This is a genomic window from Paraburkholderia phymatum, from assembly GCF_040965635.1.
Classification (GTDB): domain Bacteria; phylum Pseudomonadota; class Gammaproteobacteria; order Burkholderiales; family Burkholderiaceae; genus Paraburkholderia; species Paraburkholderia phymatum_B.
Genome location: NZ_JBFRCH010000021.1, coordinates 57,104 through 71,639 on the forward strand (window position 1 = coordinate 57,104; position 14,536 = coordinate 71,639).

The window sequence follows — 14,536 nt, forward strand, 5'->3', positions numbered from 1 at the left end:
CGACCCAATCCAGGATTTCGATGACTGAACCCCGCATCTTTCCGTTCGGCGATACCGCGCTCGTCTGCGAGGCGCCGCCGCCTGCCACGCTTGATTGCCAGCGCCGCGTCTGGGCGGCCGCGCAGGCCGCGCGCGACTGGCCGCATGTGCTTGAAGTGGTGCCCGGGATGAACAACCTCACGGTGATCTTCGATCCGCTCGAAGCCGATCCCGACGATCTGGCCGCGAAGCTCAAGGCCGCCTGGAAGCGCGCAAACGACGCGCCCGCCGCCGGCCGCGACGTGGAGATTCCCGTGCAGTACGGCGGCGAGTACGGCCCCGACCTGAAGGCCGTCGCCGATCACACGGGGCTTTCCGTGAAGCAGGTCGTCGAGCGGCATGCAGGCGGCGAGTACATCGTGTTCTTTCTCGGCTTCCAGCCCGGCTTCGCGTACATGGGCGGGCTCGAGGACGCGCTGCACACGCCGCGCCGCGCGGAGCCGCGTCTCGAAGTGCCCGCCGGCTCTGTCGGCATCGGCGGTGCGCAGACGGGCATCTATCCGGCGACGTCGCCGGGCGGCTGGCAACTGATCGGCCGCACGTCGCTCAAACTCTTTGACCCGTCGCGCAATCCGCCGACCCTTCTCCAACCGGGCGATCGCGTCCGCTTCACCATCGCAGGGCTACACGAATGATCGACGTGATACGCGCGGGTTTGCTGACGACGATCCAGGATCTAGGACGCCATGGCCACCGGCATCTCGGCGTCGCGATGGGTGGCGCGCTCGACCGGCTTTCGCTCGAAGTCGGCAACCGGCTGGTCGGCAACCGGCCCGATGCCGCCGGGCTCGAAATCACGTTCGGTCCGGCCGTGCTGCGTTTTCTGCGCCCGGCGCGCGTCGCGATCACGGGCACCGAGTTCGGCGCGACGCTCGACGGCAAGCCCGTATATTCATGGTGGAGCCTGCCCGTCAAGGCGGGCGAGGAGCTGACGTTGAACACGGCGAAGCGCGGGATGCGCGGCTACGTGTGCGTCGCGGGCGGCATCGACGTGCTGCCGATGCTCGGCTCGCGCAGCACCGATCTGCAAGCCGGCTTCGGCGGGCTCGGTGGCCGCGCGCTGCGCGACGGCGACCGCCTGCCCGTCGGCGCGCCGCGCGCGGGCGCCGGCTCGGGTTTCTCGCCCGACGCGCCCGAGTTCGGCGTGAAAGCGCCCGCGTGGTGCAAGTTCGTGCTCGTCGACGAGCCCGTGCGACGCGGCCGTCATCCGTCGGGCGTCGCGTGGGCGCCGCCCATCCGCGTGCTGCCCGGCCCCGAGTACGACAGCTTCACGCCCGAGGCGCAAAAGGCTTTCTGGAACGACGAGTGGCTCGTCACGCCGAACAGCAATCGCATGGGCTATCGGCTGTCGGGCAGCGAACTGAAGCGCACGCAGAAGACCGATCTGCTGTCGCACGCGGTGATGCCCGGCACGATCCAGGTGCCGCCGAACGGCCAGCCGATCATCCTGATGAGCGATGCGCAGACGACGGGCGGCTATCCGAAGATCGGCGCCGTGATTCACGCGGACTTATGGAAGCTCGCGCAGGTGCGCCTGAACGGCGCGGTACGCTTCATTCCAGCGACGCCCTATGAAGCCCGCCAGGCGCTGATCGAAGAACGCAAGTACTTGCGGCAGATCGATGCTGCAATCGGCATGCATGAAGAACGCTGCGCGCGCGTTGCCGCGTCCGCAGTGGCCTAACCAAGAGGACATCATGGAAATCGACTTGAACGCCGACCTCGGCGAAGGATGCGGCTCCGACGAAGCGCTGCTCGATCTCGTCAGCTCGGCCAATATCGCGTGCGGCTGGCACGCGGGCGGACCCAACGCGATGCGCGACTGCGTGCGCTGGGCGGTGCAGAAAGGCGTGTCGATCGGCGCGCATCCGAGCTTCAACGATCCCGAGAACTTCGGCCGCAAGGAAATGGACTTGCCCGCAGGCGAAATCTACGCGGGCGTGCTGTATCAGCTCGGCGCGCTATCGGCGATCGCGCAGGCCGAGGGCGGACGCATCGCGCACGTGAAGCCGCACGGCGCGCTCTACAACCAGGCCGCGCGCGACCCGAAGATCGCCGATGCGATCGTTTCCGCCGTGCACGACTTCGATCCGTCCGTCGCCGTGTTCGCGCTGGCGAACAGCGGGCTCGTGACGGCCGCGCACAACGCTGGGCTCGTCGCCGTCGAGGAAGTGTTCGCGGATCGCGGCTATCGCGCCGACGGTTCGCTCGTGCCGCGCAAGGAGCCAGGCGCGCTGCTCGACGACGAGGACGAAGTGCTCGAGCGCACGCTGATGATGGTGCGCGAGCAGCGCGTGAAGGCCGTCAGCGGCGAGTGGGTGCCCATCAACGCGCAGACGATCTGCCTGCACGGCGACGGGCCGCATGCGCTCGCGTTCGCGCGCCGCATCCGCGCGGCGCTCGAAGCGGCGGGCATCGGCGTGCACGCGGCCAGCGCGGCGCGCGTCTGATTCCAGCACACAGGCCACACGCACCCGTCAGCAACCGGCGCCCCGCTCTTCGCGGGGCGTTTGCCAGAACGCAACGGCAACGGTTGTCGGCGATTTTTTGAAGCACCAGAAGTTCGGCAGTAGCCGGGCAGTAGCAGCAGCAATGACAGGCAGTCAGCCAAGCGGCCATCGAAGAGCCGCATGGCAAAGAAGGCATCCGCGCCGACATGGCCCGGAGTCACGAGAGTTCGCCGCCACGCGCGGTGTCCCAACGCAGGACCACCTCAGGAGATCCAGATGCAGTCAACCGTCAACCTGTGGCCGCTCATAGGAGTTGCCGTCATCATCGTCGGGTTCGTATTGCGCTTCAACCCGATGCTGATCGTGGCCGCCGCCGCGGTCATCACCGCCATCGCCGCGCATTTTCCGCCCGACAAGATTCTCGCTGCGATCGGCAGCGGCTTCATCAAGACGCGCAATATCCCGCTCATCATCCTGTTGCCGCTCGCGGTGATCGGCCTGCTCGAACGGCATGGGCTGCGCGAGCGCGCGCAGACGTGGATCGCGAGCATCAAGGCCGCGACGGCCGGGCGCCTGCTGATCGTCTATCTGCTCGTGCGTGAACTGACGGCTGCCGTGGGCCTGACGGGGCTCGGCGGTCATCCGCAGATGGTGCGTCCGCTGATCGCGCCAATGGCCGAAGGCGCGACGGAAACGCGCTTCGGCAAATTCAGCGACGCGGTGCGCTACAAGCTACGCGCGTTCGCGGCGGCAACCGACAACGTGGGCCTCTTCTTCGGCGAAGACATCTTCGTCGCGTTCGGCGCAATCGTGCTGATGGTCACGTTCCTGAAGGAAGCGGGCATCACCGTCGAGCCGATGCACGTCGCCGTGTGGGGCATTCCCACGGCCGTCAGCGCGTTTCTGATTCACGGCTTCCGGCTCTATCTGCTCGACCGCAAGCTCGAGCGCGAGTTGCGCGGCAACGCGGCATCGCAAGCGAGCACCAACACCAACGACAACAACGCGGCAGGCAAGCACACCACTCAATCGGCTACACGCGCGACAACCGGGGACGACGCATGACACTCACCATTAACTATCTTTTCTGGCTGGTCGGCATCGTGCTGCTCGTGATCGGCGGCATGATCGTCACGGACAAGGAACATCCGCGCCGTTTCACGGCGGGCGGCTTCTGGATCATCTATGCGGTGATCTTTCTCGTCGGCGACAAGCTGCCAGTCGAACTCGTCGGCGCGCTCGTGATCGCGATGGCGCTGATCGCCGGCTTCGGCGGCGTGACGGCGGGCAAGCCGAAGGTGCTGTCGGAGGCCGCGCGCAAGGCGAGCGCCGCGCGTCTTGGCAACAAGCTCTTCTTCCCCGCGCTGACGATTCCCGTCGTCACGGTGGTCATCACGCTCGGCGCGAGCCATCTGGTGTTCGGCGGCACGCCGCTCATCGAGCAGAAGAACGTCACGCTGATCGGCTTCGGCATTGGCTGCGTGATCGCGCTGGCGTTCGCGTGCATGATGACGCGCGACACCGTCGGCCAGTCGATGAAGGAAGCACGGCGTCTCGTCGATGCGCTGTCGTGGGCCGCCGTGCTGCCGCAGATGCTCGGCATGCTCGGCCTGGTGTTCTCGGACGCGGGCGTCGGCAAGGCGGTTGCGCACGTGACGACGGCCTATATCAGCCTCGACTACCGGCTGATCGCGGTGGCCGTCTACTGCATCGGCATGGCGCTCTTCACGATGGTGATGGGCAACGGCTTCGCGGCCTTTCCGGTGATGACGGGCGGCGTCGGCGTGCCGATTCTCGTCAACGTGTTTCATGGCAACCCGGCCGTGATGGTCGCGATCGGCATGTTCTCGGGCTACTGCGGCACGCTGATGACGCCGATGGCCGCGAACTTCAATATCGTGCCCGCCGCGCTGCTCGAACTGCCCGACAAGAACGCGGTGATCAAGGTGCAGGTACTGACGGCGCTGCCGCTGCTCCTCGTGAACATTTTCCTGCTGAACTTCCTGATGTTCCTGTAGCGGTAGCGCTCCGGCTGAAGCGAAGCGGCAAGGCGGCCTTTTCCATAAAATACGGACCGCCTGCGCCGCGTGCCTGCATGCACGCGCAACGTCAGATTCAGTAGGCGTCGACGACGAAGCCGCGCTGCCGGAGCAACTGCAACACGCCCTTCGGACCGCCCAGATGCAGCGCGCCGATCGCGACGAACACAGGCTTGTTCGGCGCGGCGATCAGCAGCATCCGGTTGACGAAACGCCGGTTGCGGTCGAACAGTATCTTGCTGTCGACCTGCGCGGAAATACGCTTGTCGCGCGCGAGCTTCTCCGACTTCGCCGCTTCCCACGCGGCGATCGCATCGGCATCGCCGACACGCCATAGCCGGTGCAGGGTCTGCACATCGGCGACGTTATCAGCGGGCGTCTGCACGAGATCCTGCGCGAGCATTTCGCGCTGCTGCGCGAGCGTGAGTCCCGTGAACGCGCGCATCTGCTCGCCGAGCGTCTCCAGTCCGACGATCCTGCCCTTCTGCTTCAGATAGACGTTCTGCAACTGCGCCTCCGTTCCGAACTCCGTCTGCAAGCCGGCGCTCAGCGAATCGTAGGTTTCCACCAGCAACGCGGCGAGCCAGGGCCGCATCTTCCTGATCTCATCGAGCGCGGCGGGATTGCCGTGCAGGCGCATCGCGAGCTTGTGCCACAGCGGCTCGGGCAGCAGCTTCGGCAGGCATCGGTACGAGCAGACACCGTACTTCGACACATCGTCCTGCGACACGAGCAGGTCGTCGGGCGACAGTTCGAGCGCGAGCGTCGGCGATGCAGCGAGCGCGCCGAGTATCGGCGGACGGAACGGCTGGGCGGGCGGATAGTCGTTCGGATCGCCGACATGCAGCGTGCCCAGCAGATAGATCGTGGTCGTGCCGCGCGTGGCGACATAGAAAGGCATGCGCGCCGGTTGCACGCGCACGGGCCCGCTTGCCATCGTGCCGCTCGCGGTCGACGGCGGCGGATTGAAGCCGGGCAACGTCGCGCGCGGCTGCGAAGCATTGCGCGAACCCGGCACGGGCACGGCGGGCCGTCCCGCCTGGTTGGCCTGCGCGCCTTGAACGGTCGTGTTCGCGGCAGCGCCCGCGGCGTGCGCCGGAACAATCACGGCATCCAGCCAATGAAACGAAAGCTGCGCGGCGGCGAGCATGGCGCACGCGACAACGTATGCAGCCCGCCGCCGCATCGACACAGCGCGCGCGCCGCGCGCATGACCGACATGCGAACGACGCGCGTGACGGCGCGCAAGACGACGCGCCGCCACCCCATCATGCATTCGTGTCGTCTCCCACCTCTTCGGCGCGATGACACGACACCTGACGGCCATCCACTTCGCGCAGCTTCGGCTCTTCCTTGCGGCAACGCTCGATCGCATACGGGCAGCGCTGATGGAACGTGCAGCCCGACGGCGGATTGAGCGGCGAAGGCATTTCGCCTTGCAGCTTGATCTGGATGCGGCGGTCGGCTTCGAAGATCGACGGCGTCGCGGACATCAGCGACCGCGTGTACGGATGCCGCGGCTTGCTGAAGATGCGCTGCTTGTCGCCGAGTTCCGCGATGCCGCCGAAGTACATCACCATCACGTCGTCCGCGATGTGCTCGACCACCGACAGGTTGTGCGAGATGAACACATAGCTCGTCTTGAACTCGTCCTGCAGGTCCATGAACAGGTTCAGGATCTGCGCCTGGATCGACACGTCGAGCGCGGAAACCGGCTCGTCGGCGACGACGATCTGCGGATCGAGAATCATCGCGCGCGCAATCGCGACGCGCTGACGCTGGCCGCCCGAGAACATATGCGGATACCGCTTCGCATGTTCCGGCCGCAAGCCGACGATGCGCATCATGTGCGCGATGCGCTCCGTGCGTTCGACCGCGTTCAGTTGCGTGTTGATGGCGAGCGGCTCGTTGAGCGTTTGCTCGACGGTCTTGCGCGGATTCAGCGACGCGAACGGGTTCTGGAACACCATCTGCACGCGGCGGCGCAGTTGCGCGATCTTCTCGTGGTTCGCGCCCGCCACGTCCTCGCCGTTGATCAGGAGACGACCGGACGTCGGCGATTCGATCATCGTCAGCTGACGCGCGAGCGTCGACTTGCCGCAACCGGACTCGCCGACTACGGCGAGCGTCTTGCCGCGTTCGAGTTGAAACGACACGCCGTTCAGCGCCTTTACGGTGCCGTGGCCGAACATGCCACGCTTCACGTCATAGTGGCGCGCGAGGTTGTCGGCGACCAGCACGTGATCGCCTGCGGGCTTGCGTGCTCCATCGTCGGGGCGCCGCGTTTCGGGTACTGCATTCATCGTGCGCCTCCGTGTTGAATGGCATCGCGAACCAGGTTCAGCGGCTTGATGCAGCGAACCTGGGCTGCGGCGTCGTGGTCAGCCATTGACGACAGCGCGGGCCGTGCCTTGTTGCAGTCGTCGACGACGTACTTGCAGCGCGGCGCAAACAGACACCCCTTCGGGCGATCGTCGCGTCCCGGCACCATGCCCGGCAGCGCGGCAAGACGCACCGCGCCGACGTTGTGCTCGGGAATCGCCGCGAGCAACGCTTCCGTGTACGGATGATGCGGCGCGCTGAAGATATCGGGCACGCGGTTCGTTTCGATGATCTCGCCCGCGTACATCACGGCCACGCGCTGCGCGACTTCCGACACCACGGCCAGATCGTGCGAAATCAGCACGAGCGCCATGCCGCGCTCTTTCTGCAACTGCACGAGCAATTGCATGATCTGCGCCTGAATGGTCACGTCGAGTGCCGTGGTCGGCTCGTCGGCGATCAGCAGCTTCGGATTGCATGCGACAGCCATCGCGATCATCACGCGCTGATTCATGCCGCCCGACATCTGATGCGGGAACGTCGAAATGCGGTTCTTCGCGTCGGGAATGCCGACCTGGTCGAGCAGCTCGAGTGCGCGCTTATGCAGCGCGTCGCCGTGCAGGCCTTCGTGCAGCTTCAGCACTTCCTTGATCTGATAGCCGACGGTGTAGCTCGGGTTCAGGCTCGTCAGCGCGTCCTGGAACACCATCGCCACATCTTTGCCGATGATCTTGCGGCGCGCCTTCGGCGTAGCGTTCAGGAGGTCCTTGCCGTTGAACGTGACTTCGTCGGCGGTGACGATGCCCGGCGCGTCGATGAGGCCCATCAGCGCCATCATCGTCACGCTCTTGCCGGAGCCCGATTCGCCGACGACGCCCACCACTTCGCCCGGCGCCACGTCGAGATTGATTCGATCGACAGCGGGCATGCCGCTGAAGTTGACCGCCAGATTGCGGATGGTCAACAGATTTCCGTTGGTAACGTTTTGCATGTCAGGCCAACCGTTTGAGTTTCGGATCGAGTGCATCGCGCAGCCCGTCGCCGAGCAGGTTGATCGAGAGCACCGAGATCAGGATGGCGAGACCGGGCATGGTGACGATCCACCATGCGCTGTCGATGTAGTCGCGTGCCGACGCGAGCATCGCGCCCCACTCCGCCGACGGCGGCTGCACGCCGAGGCCGAGGAAGCCGAGCGCGGCGGCATCGAGAATCGCCGACGAAAAGCCGAGCGTGGCCTGCACGATCAGCGGCGCCGTGCAGTTCGGCAGCACCTGCGAGAACATCAGGCGCAGCGTGCCCGCACCCGCGACGCGCGAAGCCATCACGTACTCCTTGTGCAGTTCGCCGAGCGCCGATGCGCGCGTGAGACGCACATAACCCGGCAGCGCGACGATTGCGATGGCAAGCATCGTGTTCGTCAGGCCCGGACCGATGATCGCGACGACGGCCACCGCGAGCAGCAGCGACGGCAGCGCGAGCAGCACGTCCATGATGCGCATTATCGGCGTGTCAGCCCACTTCTCGAAGAACGCGGCGATCAGGCCGAGCACGATGCCGGGGATCAGCGCGAGCATCACCGACACGAAGCCGATCCAGAACGACAGGCGCGCGCCGTACATCAGACGCGAAAGGATGTCGCGGCCAGCTTCGTCGGTGCCGAGGATGAACTTCCAGCTGCCGCCGTCGAGCCATGCGGGCGGAATCTTCACGGAATCGCGGTACTGCTCGATCGGGCTGTGCGGCGCGATCAACGGCGCAAAGACCGCGACGAAGATCAGCACCAGCACGATGATGCCCGCGCTGACGGCGCCGCGGTTGCGCGAAAAGTTGGTCCAGAATTCACGTGCGGCGATGGCACGGCCGCTGGGCGGCGTGACCGCCTGGGGGACGGTGTTTTGAATGTCAGCCATCATGCCTCCCGCCGAGCCGCCTCAAGGGAGGCATGCGCCCCCCTGGGGGACAGCGAACGAATGTGAGCGTGGGGGTACATATTCATTACCTCGTATGGCGAATGCGTGGATTGAGCACGCCGTACAGCAAATCGACGACGAGGTTCACGACGATCACAAGCGTTGCGATCATCAGGATACCGCCCTGCACGACAGGATAGTCGCGCCGGCCGATCGCATCGATCAGCCATTTGCCGATGCCCGGCCACGAGAACAAGGTCTCCGTCAGCACCGCGCCCGCGAGCAGCGTGCCGACCTGCAGACCGATCACCGTCACGACGGGAATCAGCGCGTTACGCAGCGCATGCACGACGATCACGCGCGCCGGCGACAGGCCCTTCGCGCGAGCCGTGCGGATGTAGTCCTCGCGCAGCACTTCGAGCATCGACGAACGCGTCATCCGCGCGACGACTGCGAGCGGAATCGTGCCGAGCACGATTGCGGGCAGGATCAGATGCGAAAGCGCCGAGCGGAACGAGCCTTCGTCGGTGCCCGGCAACAGCGAGTCGATCAGCAGGAAGCCGGTCACGTGCGGAATGTCGTATTCGACCGCGATGCGGCCCGACACGGGCGTCCAGCCGAGCTTCGACGAAAACATCATGATGAGGATCAAGCCCCACCAGAAGATCGGCATCGAATAGCCGGTGAGCGCCGTGCCCATCACGCCGTGATCGACGACGGTGCCGCGCCGCAGCGCCGCGAACACGCCCGCCGGCAGCCCGACGATCAGCGCGAACAGCATCGCGCAGAACGACAGCTCGACGGTGGCGGGAAAGCGCGCAAGGAACTCGTCCATCACGCTCGTATTGGTGATGATCGATGTGCCGAGGTTCCCCTGCAGCGCATGACCGACGTAATGGAGGTACTGGATGGGCAGCGGCTCGTCGAGTCCGAGGCGATGCATCGCGGCTGCGTGCATGGCCGGGTCGACGCCGCGCTCGCCCATCATCACTTCGATGGGGTCGCCCGGGATCAGGTGGATGAGCGCGAATGCGAGGATCGTGATACCGATGAAAGTCGGTATGACCATCCCGATGCGGCGCAAAACGAATCGGAACATGGTTCGTCCCTATGGTCTTGGTGAGAAAAAACGCAACCGGCGACGAGGGCTCGTGACCCCGGTCGCCGGACCATTTCGACCAGTCTTCTAACCGAACGAAAAGCGTACTGCGTCTGGGACGCGGCGGGCAACGAAACCCGCCGCATCGCGAGATTTACTTCATCGTCACGCCGTCGAAGCGTGCATAGCCCAGCGGCTCGATACGCATGTCGACGACCTTCTTGCTGACAGGCTGATACACCGTCGAGTGAGCGATCGGCGAGAACGGCAGCTGCTGCGCGAAGATCTGCTGAGCCTGCGTGTAGGCCTTCGTGCGATCCGCCTGAGCCGTCGTTTCGCGGCCCTTCTTCACCAGATCGTCGAACGGCTTGTAGCACCACTTCGAGAAGTTGTTGCCGTTCACCGCGTCGCAGCCGAGCAGCGTGCCGAGCCAGTTGTCCGGGTCGCCGTTGTCGCCCGTCCAGCCGATCAGCATCGTGTCGTCTTCGCCCGCGTGCGCGCGCTTGATGTACTCACCCCACTCGTACGTGACGATCTTCGCCTTCACACCGATCTTCGCCCAGTCGGCCTGGATCATTTCCGCCATCAGGCGGCCGTTCGGGTTGTACGCGCGCTGCACGGGCATCGCCCACAGCGTGATGTCGAAGCCGTTCGGGAAGCCTGCCTTCGAGAGCAGCGCCTTCGCCTTCTCGGGATCGTAAGCCGGCATCTTCAGGCTCTTGTCGTACGACCATTGCGTGGGCGGCATCGGGTTCGTCGCGGCCTGGCCTGCGCCCTGGTAGACGGAGTCGATGATCGCCTTCTTGTTGATCGCCATGTCGAGCGCCTCGCGCACTTCGAGCTTGTCGACGGGCTTGTGGCTCACGTTGTACGCCAGATAGCCGAGGTTGAAGCCCGGCTGCGACGGCATGTCGATGTTCGAATCGGCCTTCAGCGGCGCGATGTCGGCGGGGCGCGGATAGCTCATCACCTGGCATTCGTCGCGCTTGAGCTTCTGCACGCGCACGCCCGGATCAGGCGTGATCGAGAAGATCAGCTTCGACAGCTTGACCGTGTTCGGCTTCCAGTAGTCCGGGTTGCCGTCGTAACGGATCGTCGCGTCCTTCGTGTAGCTGCGGAAAATGAACGGGCCCGTGCCGACCGGCTTCTGGTTGATGTCGGCAGCCTTGCCTTCCTTCATCAGCGAATCCGCATATTCGGCAGACAGGATCGACGCGTATTCCATCGCCAGGTTCTGGATGAACGGCGCGTTGACTTCCTTCAGCGTGAAGCGGACGGTGTACGGGTCGACCTTCTCGACCTTCTCGATCAGCTTGTCGAGGCCCATGTCGGTGAAGTACGGGAACTGCACCGGGTAGGCTTTGCGGAACGGCTGATTCGGGTCCAGCATGCGCTGGAACGTGAACACGACGTCATCCGCATTGAATTCGCGCGTCGGCTTGAACCAGGAAGTCGTGTGGAATTTGACGCCGTGGCGCAGATGGAACGTGTACGTCTTGCCGTCCGGCGAAACGTCCCACTTCTCTGCAAGGCCCGGCTCGACCTTCGTGCCGCCGCGCTCGAATTCGACGAGACGGTTGTAGACGGTGAACGTGTTGGCCGTGAAATCCACGCCCGTGGTGTACTGCGCCGGATCAAAGCCCGCTGGACTCCCTTCGGAGCAGTAGACGAGGGTCTTGTTCGGAATATCGGCGGCGTTCGCCAGTTGGGCTCCTGCCATCGATGCCGCTGCCGTCGCGACCAGCATCGTGAGCCGAGCCGCGCGCAACAGTTTGTTTTGCTTCATGTTTCCTCCAGGTTCAGCGCCGGCAAAAACCAGCGTAGCGCGATATTACTGAGCTTTGCCAGGGGCCACAAGCGGAGGAAATTCCTTGTGTTGACGATCGGAAACAGCTGTGCGCAGGACTGCCGCGGGCCGCGCGGCAGCCATCCCGGACTAGAGCGAACTTGCATAAAGAAGCGTCGAATTCGTTACTTCAGGCCGACGTTCCAGAATTGCGTCGGGCCAAACGGGTCGATTTTGAAGCCTGTGATCGACTTCGACAGCGGCTGATAAACGGTCGAATGTGCAATGGGAGTGAAAGGAACCTCCTGCTTGAAGATTTCCTGGGCCTCGGTGTAATCCTTCGTGCGCGTCGCCATGTCGGTCGTGCTGCGCGCCTGCTTGATCAGGTCGTCGAAAGGTTTGTAGCACCATTTGGAAAAATTGCTGCCGTTGACGGCGTCGCAGCCGAGCAGCACGCCGAGCCAGTTGTCCGGGTCGCCGTAGTCGCCTGTCCAGCCGATCAGCATCGCTTCGTGCTCGCCGCTGTGCGCGCGGCGAATGTACTCACCCCACTCGAAGGTGACGATCTTCGTCTTCACACCGATCTTCGACCAGTCCGCTTGCAGCATTTCGGCCATCAGGCGCGCGTTCGGGTTGTACGGGCGCGAAACGGGCATTGCCCACAGTGTGAGATCGAAGCCATCGGGGTAGCCCGCCTGCTTCAGCAGCGCTTTCGCCTTATCGACGTCATACGGCGCGTCTTTCAGATTCTTGTCGTAGCCCCATTGGGTCGGCGGCATCGGGTTCGTCGCGGCTTGGCCCGCGCCCTGGTAGACGGAATCGATGATCGCCTTCTTGTTGACGGACATATCGAGCGCGCGCCGAACGAGCACGTTGTCGAGCGGCTTTTTCGTCGTGTTGTACGCGATGAAGCCAAGGTTGAAGCCCACCTGATGCGGCAGCGCGATCGACGAGTCCGCCTGGATCTGCGGGATGTCGGCGGGCTTCGGATAGCTCATCACCTGGCATTCGTTGCGTTTGAGCTTTTGCAGACGCACGGACGGGTCGACGGTGATCGCGAAGATCAGCTTGCTCACCTTCACGACGCCCGGTTTCCAGTAGTTCGGGTTGCCGTCGAAGCGAATCGAATCGTCCTTCGTGTAGCTGCGGAAGATGAACGGCCCCGTGCCGACAGGGAACAGATTGATGTCGGAAGCCTTGCCCGCCTTCAGCAACTGATCCGCATACTCGGCCGACAGGACCGACGCGAACGGCATCGCAAGCTGCTGGAGGAATGGGGCATCCACCTCCTTCAGCGTGAAGCGGACGGTGTACGGATCGAGCGCCTCGATCTTGCTGATGTTCTTCGCGAGGCCCAGGTCGTTGAAGTACGGGAACGACACGGGGTACGCCTTGTGGAACGGGTGCTCCGGATCGAGCATCCGCGTGTAGGTGAAGACCACGTCGTCGGCGTTGAAGTCGCGCGTCGGCTTGAACCAGGCCGTCGTGTGGAACTTGACGCCATGTCGCAGATGAAACGTGTACTGCAGGCCGTCGCTGGAAACTTCCCATTTTTCGGCGAGGCCGGGCTCGATATCGGTGCTGCCGTGACCGAACTCGACGAGCCGGTTATAGACGGTGTACGAACCGGCGCTGAACTCGACGCTCGTCGTGTACTGCGCGGTATCGAATCCGGCGGGACTGCCTTCGGAACAGAACACGACCGTCTTGTCGGGCAGCGACGCCGCGGCGCTCAGGCTGGGCGCCGCGCATGCGGCGGCGATCGCGACGGCGGACAAAATGGGCAGGCAGGACTGGCGAACTGCAGACAGCGTCGATGACATTGACATGTTGTTCTCCGCAAGGCAGTTGGGTCGAGTGCCATTTGGATCATAGTCAGTCAATATTCCGATTCAATATGGGTTTTCACCCCGCTTTCGTGACAGCGAAGTGAATCGAAACGATGAGCGCGACAGTACGCGTGAAATGAAACGGGCGGCGCGCGCCCGCGCGCACGCCGCCCATATTTGCCGCCTATAAGAGATCAGATGCAGAGATCAGATGCGAAAAATCAGAGGCTCAGCCGCTCGCAAATGGCTTTCGTCGCCGCCGCGCCGTTGAGCGTATAGAAATGCAGGCCCGGCACCTTGGCGTCGACGAGACGGCGGCACAAGTCCGTCACCACGTCGAGGCCGAACGCGCGGATCGCATCGCGGTCATCGCCGAAGCTCTCGAGCCGCTTCGCGACCCAGCGCGGCACTTCCGCGCCGCACATTTCGGAGAAACGCATCAGCTGGGAGAAGTTCGTGATGGGCATGATGCCCGGCACGATGGGCACATCCACGCCGAGCCTGTGCGTATCGTCGACGAAGCGGAAATACGCGTCGGCGTTGAAGAAGTACTGCGTGATCGCCGAATTGGCGCCCGCCTTCACCTTGCGCGCGAAGTTCTCCAGATCGTGACGCGGCGAGCGCGACTGCGGGTGGTACTCGGGATACGCCGCGACCTCGATGCGAAACCAGTCGCCGAACTCGGCGCGAATGAAGCTCACCAGTTCCGACGCGTAGCGCAGTTCGCCGACTTCGCCCATGCCCGACGGCAGATCGCCGCGCAATGCAACGATATGACGGATGCCATGCGAGCGGTACTCGTTGAGAATCGCTCGCAGGCTTTCCTTCGACGAGCCGATGCACGACAGGTGCGGCGCGGCATCGACGCCGTCCTTCCCCATCTCGAGCACGGTGTCGAGCGTGCCTTGCTGGGTCGAGCCGCCGGCGCCGAACGTGACGGACACGAACTTGGGCTTGAGCGGCAACAGTTGGGCGCGCGTGGCGCGCAGCTTGTCGAGTCCTTCCTGCGTCTTCGGCGGGAAGAATTCGAATGATAGTTCGATGGGGTTCATGGTCCTGTTG

General features: G+C 64.3%; 13 protein-coding genes. 5 read left to right on the plus strand and 8 right to left on the minus strand.

From position 1 onward, the window contains the following. The first annotated feature begins 20 nt into the window (after positions 1-20). The 5 genes from pxpB to AB4Y32_RS27670 all read left to right on the plus strand — a co-directional run bounded on the left by pxpB (position 21) and on the right by AB4Y32_RS27670 (position 4,507). Positions 21-674: a 5-oxoprolinase subunit PxpB gene (gene pxpB, locus AB4Y32_RS27650; protein ID WP_368724410.1), complete on the plus strand. Its 654-nt coding sequence runs from the start codon at positions 21-23 to the stop codon at positions 672-674. Further along, the gene (locus AB4Y32_RS27655) at positions 671-1,723 is read left to right on the plus strand and encodes a biotin-dependent carboxyltransferase family protein (RefSeq protein WP_368724411.1); all 1,053 of its coding nucleotides are present in this window, start codon (positions 671-673) and stop codon (positions 1,721-1,723) included. Before pxpB ends, AB4Y32_RS27655 begins: the two co-directional genes overlap by 4 nt. Before the next feature lie 13 nt (positions 1,724-1,736). Next, positions 1,737-2,489 (plus strand): 5-oxoprolinase subunit PxpA, encoded by a 753-nt coding sequence (pxpA, locus tag AB4Y32_RS27660; protein ID WP_368724412.1) that lies wholly within the window; start codon positions 1,737-1,739, stop codon positions 2,487-2,489. A gap of 276 nt (positions 2,490-2,765) precedes the next feature. Further along, positions 2,766-3,554 carry a DUF969 domain-containing protein gene (locus AB4Y32_RS27665; RefSeq protein WP_368724413.1) on the plus strand — a complete coding sequence of 263 codons (789 nt, stop codon included), beginning with the start codon at positions 2,766-2,768 and terminating at the stop codon, positions 3,552-3,554. Next, positions 3,551-4,507: a DUF979 domain-containing protein gene (locus tag AB4Y32_RS27670; protein ID WP_368724414.1), complete on the plus strand. Its 957-nt coding sequence runs from the start codon at positions 3,551-3,553 to the stop codon at positions 4,505-4,507. The genes AB4Y32_RS27665 and AB4Y32_RS27670 overlap by 4 nt, the downstream gene beginning before the upstream one ends. A 97-nt stretch (positions 4,508-4,604) precedes the next feature. On the opposite strand, the gene AB4Y32_RS27675 is transcribed toward AB4Y32_RS27670, so the two are convergent. The 8 genes from AB4Y32_RS27675 to metF all read right to left on the minus strand — a co-directional run bounded on the left by AB4Y32_RS27675 (position 4,605) and on the right by metF (position 14,526). Then, the gene (locus AB4Y32_RS27675; protein ID WP_368724415.1) at positions 4,605-5,804 is read right to left on the minus strand and encodes a TraB/GumN family protein; all 1,200 of its coding nucleotides are present in this window, start codon (positions 5,802-5,804) and stop codon (positions 4,605-4,607) included. After that, positions 5,797-6,831 (minus strand): peptide ABC transporter ATP-binding protein, encoded by a 1,035-nt coding sequence (locus AB4Y32_RS27680; protein WP_368724416.1) that lies wholly within the window; start codon positions 6,829-6,831, stop codon positions 5,797-5,799. The genes AB4Y32_RS27675 and AB4Y32_RS27680 overlap by 8 nt, the downstream gene beginning before the upstream one ends. Further along, positions 6,828-7,841: an ABC transporter ATP-binding protein gene (locus tag AB4Y32_RS27685; RefSeq protein ID WP_368724417.1), complete on the minus strand. Its 1,014-nt coding sequence runs from the start codon at positions 7,839-7,841 to the stop codon at positions 6,828-6,830. The genes AB4Y32_RS27680 and AB4Y32_RS27685 overlap by 4 nt, the downstream gene beginning before the upstream one ends. Before the next feature lies 1 nt (position 7,842). Then, positions 7,843-8,760: an ABC transporter permease subunit gene (locus tag AB4Y32_RS27690; protein ID WP_368724463.1), complete on the minus strand. Its 918-nt coding sequence runs from the start codon at positions 8,758-8,760 to the stop codon at positions 7,843-7,845. 85 nt (positions 8,761-8,845) lie between these two features. Further along, a complete protein-coding gene (locus AB4Y32_RS27695; RefSeq protein ID WP_368724418.1) occupies positions 8,846-9,859 on the minus strand; it encodes an ABC transporter permease subunit in 1,014 nt (337 codons plus the stop codon). A 154-nt stretch (positions 9,860-10,013) separates the two neighbouring features. Then, positions 10,014-11,645: an ABC transporter substrate-binding protein gene (locus AB4Y32_RS27700; RefSeq protein ID WP_368724419.1), complete on the minus strand. Its 1,632-nt coding sequence runs from the start codon at positions 11,643-11,645 to the stop codon at positions 10,014-10,016. Positions 11,646-11,830: 185 nt separating this feature from the next. Continuing rightward, positions 11,831-13,474: an ABC transporter substrate-binding protein gene (locus AB4Y32_RS27705; RefSeq protein ID WP_368724420.1), complete on the minus strand. Its 1,644-nt coding sequence runs from the start codon at positions 13,472-13,474 to the stop codon at positions 11,831-11,833. A gap of 221 nt (positions 13,475-13,695) precedes the next feature. Next, complete coding sequence (gene metF, locus AB4Y32_RS27710; RefSeq protein WP_368724421.1) at positions 13,696-14,526, minus strand: methylenetetrahydrofolate reductase [NAD(P)H]; 831 nt, start codon at positions 14,524-14,526, stop codon at positions 13,696-13,698. Positions 14,527-14,536 lie beyond the last annotated feature (10 nt).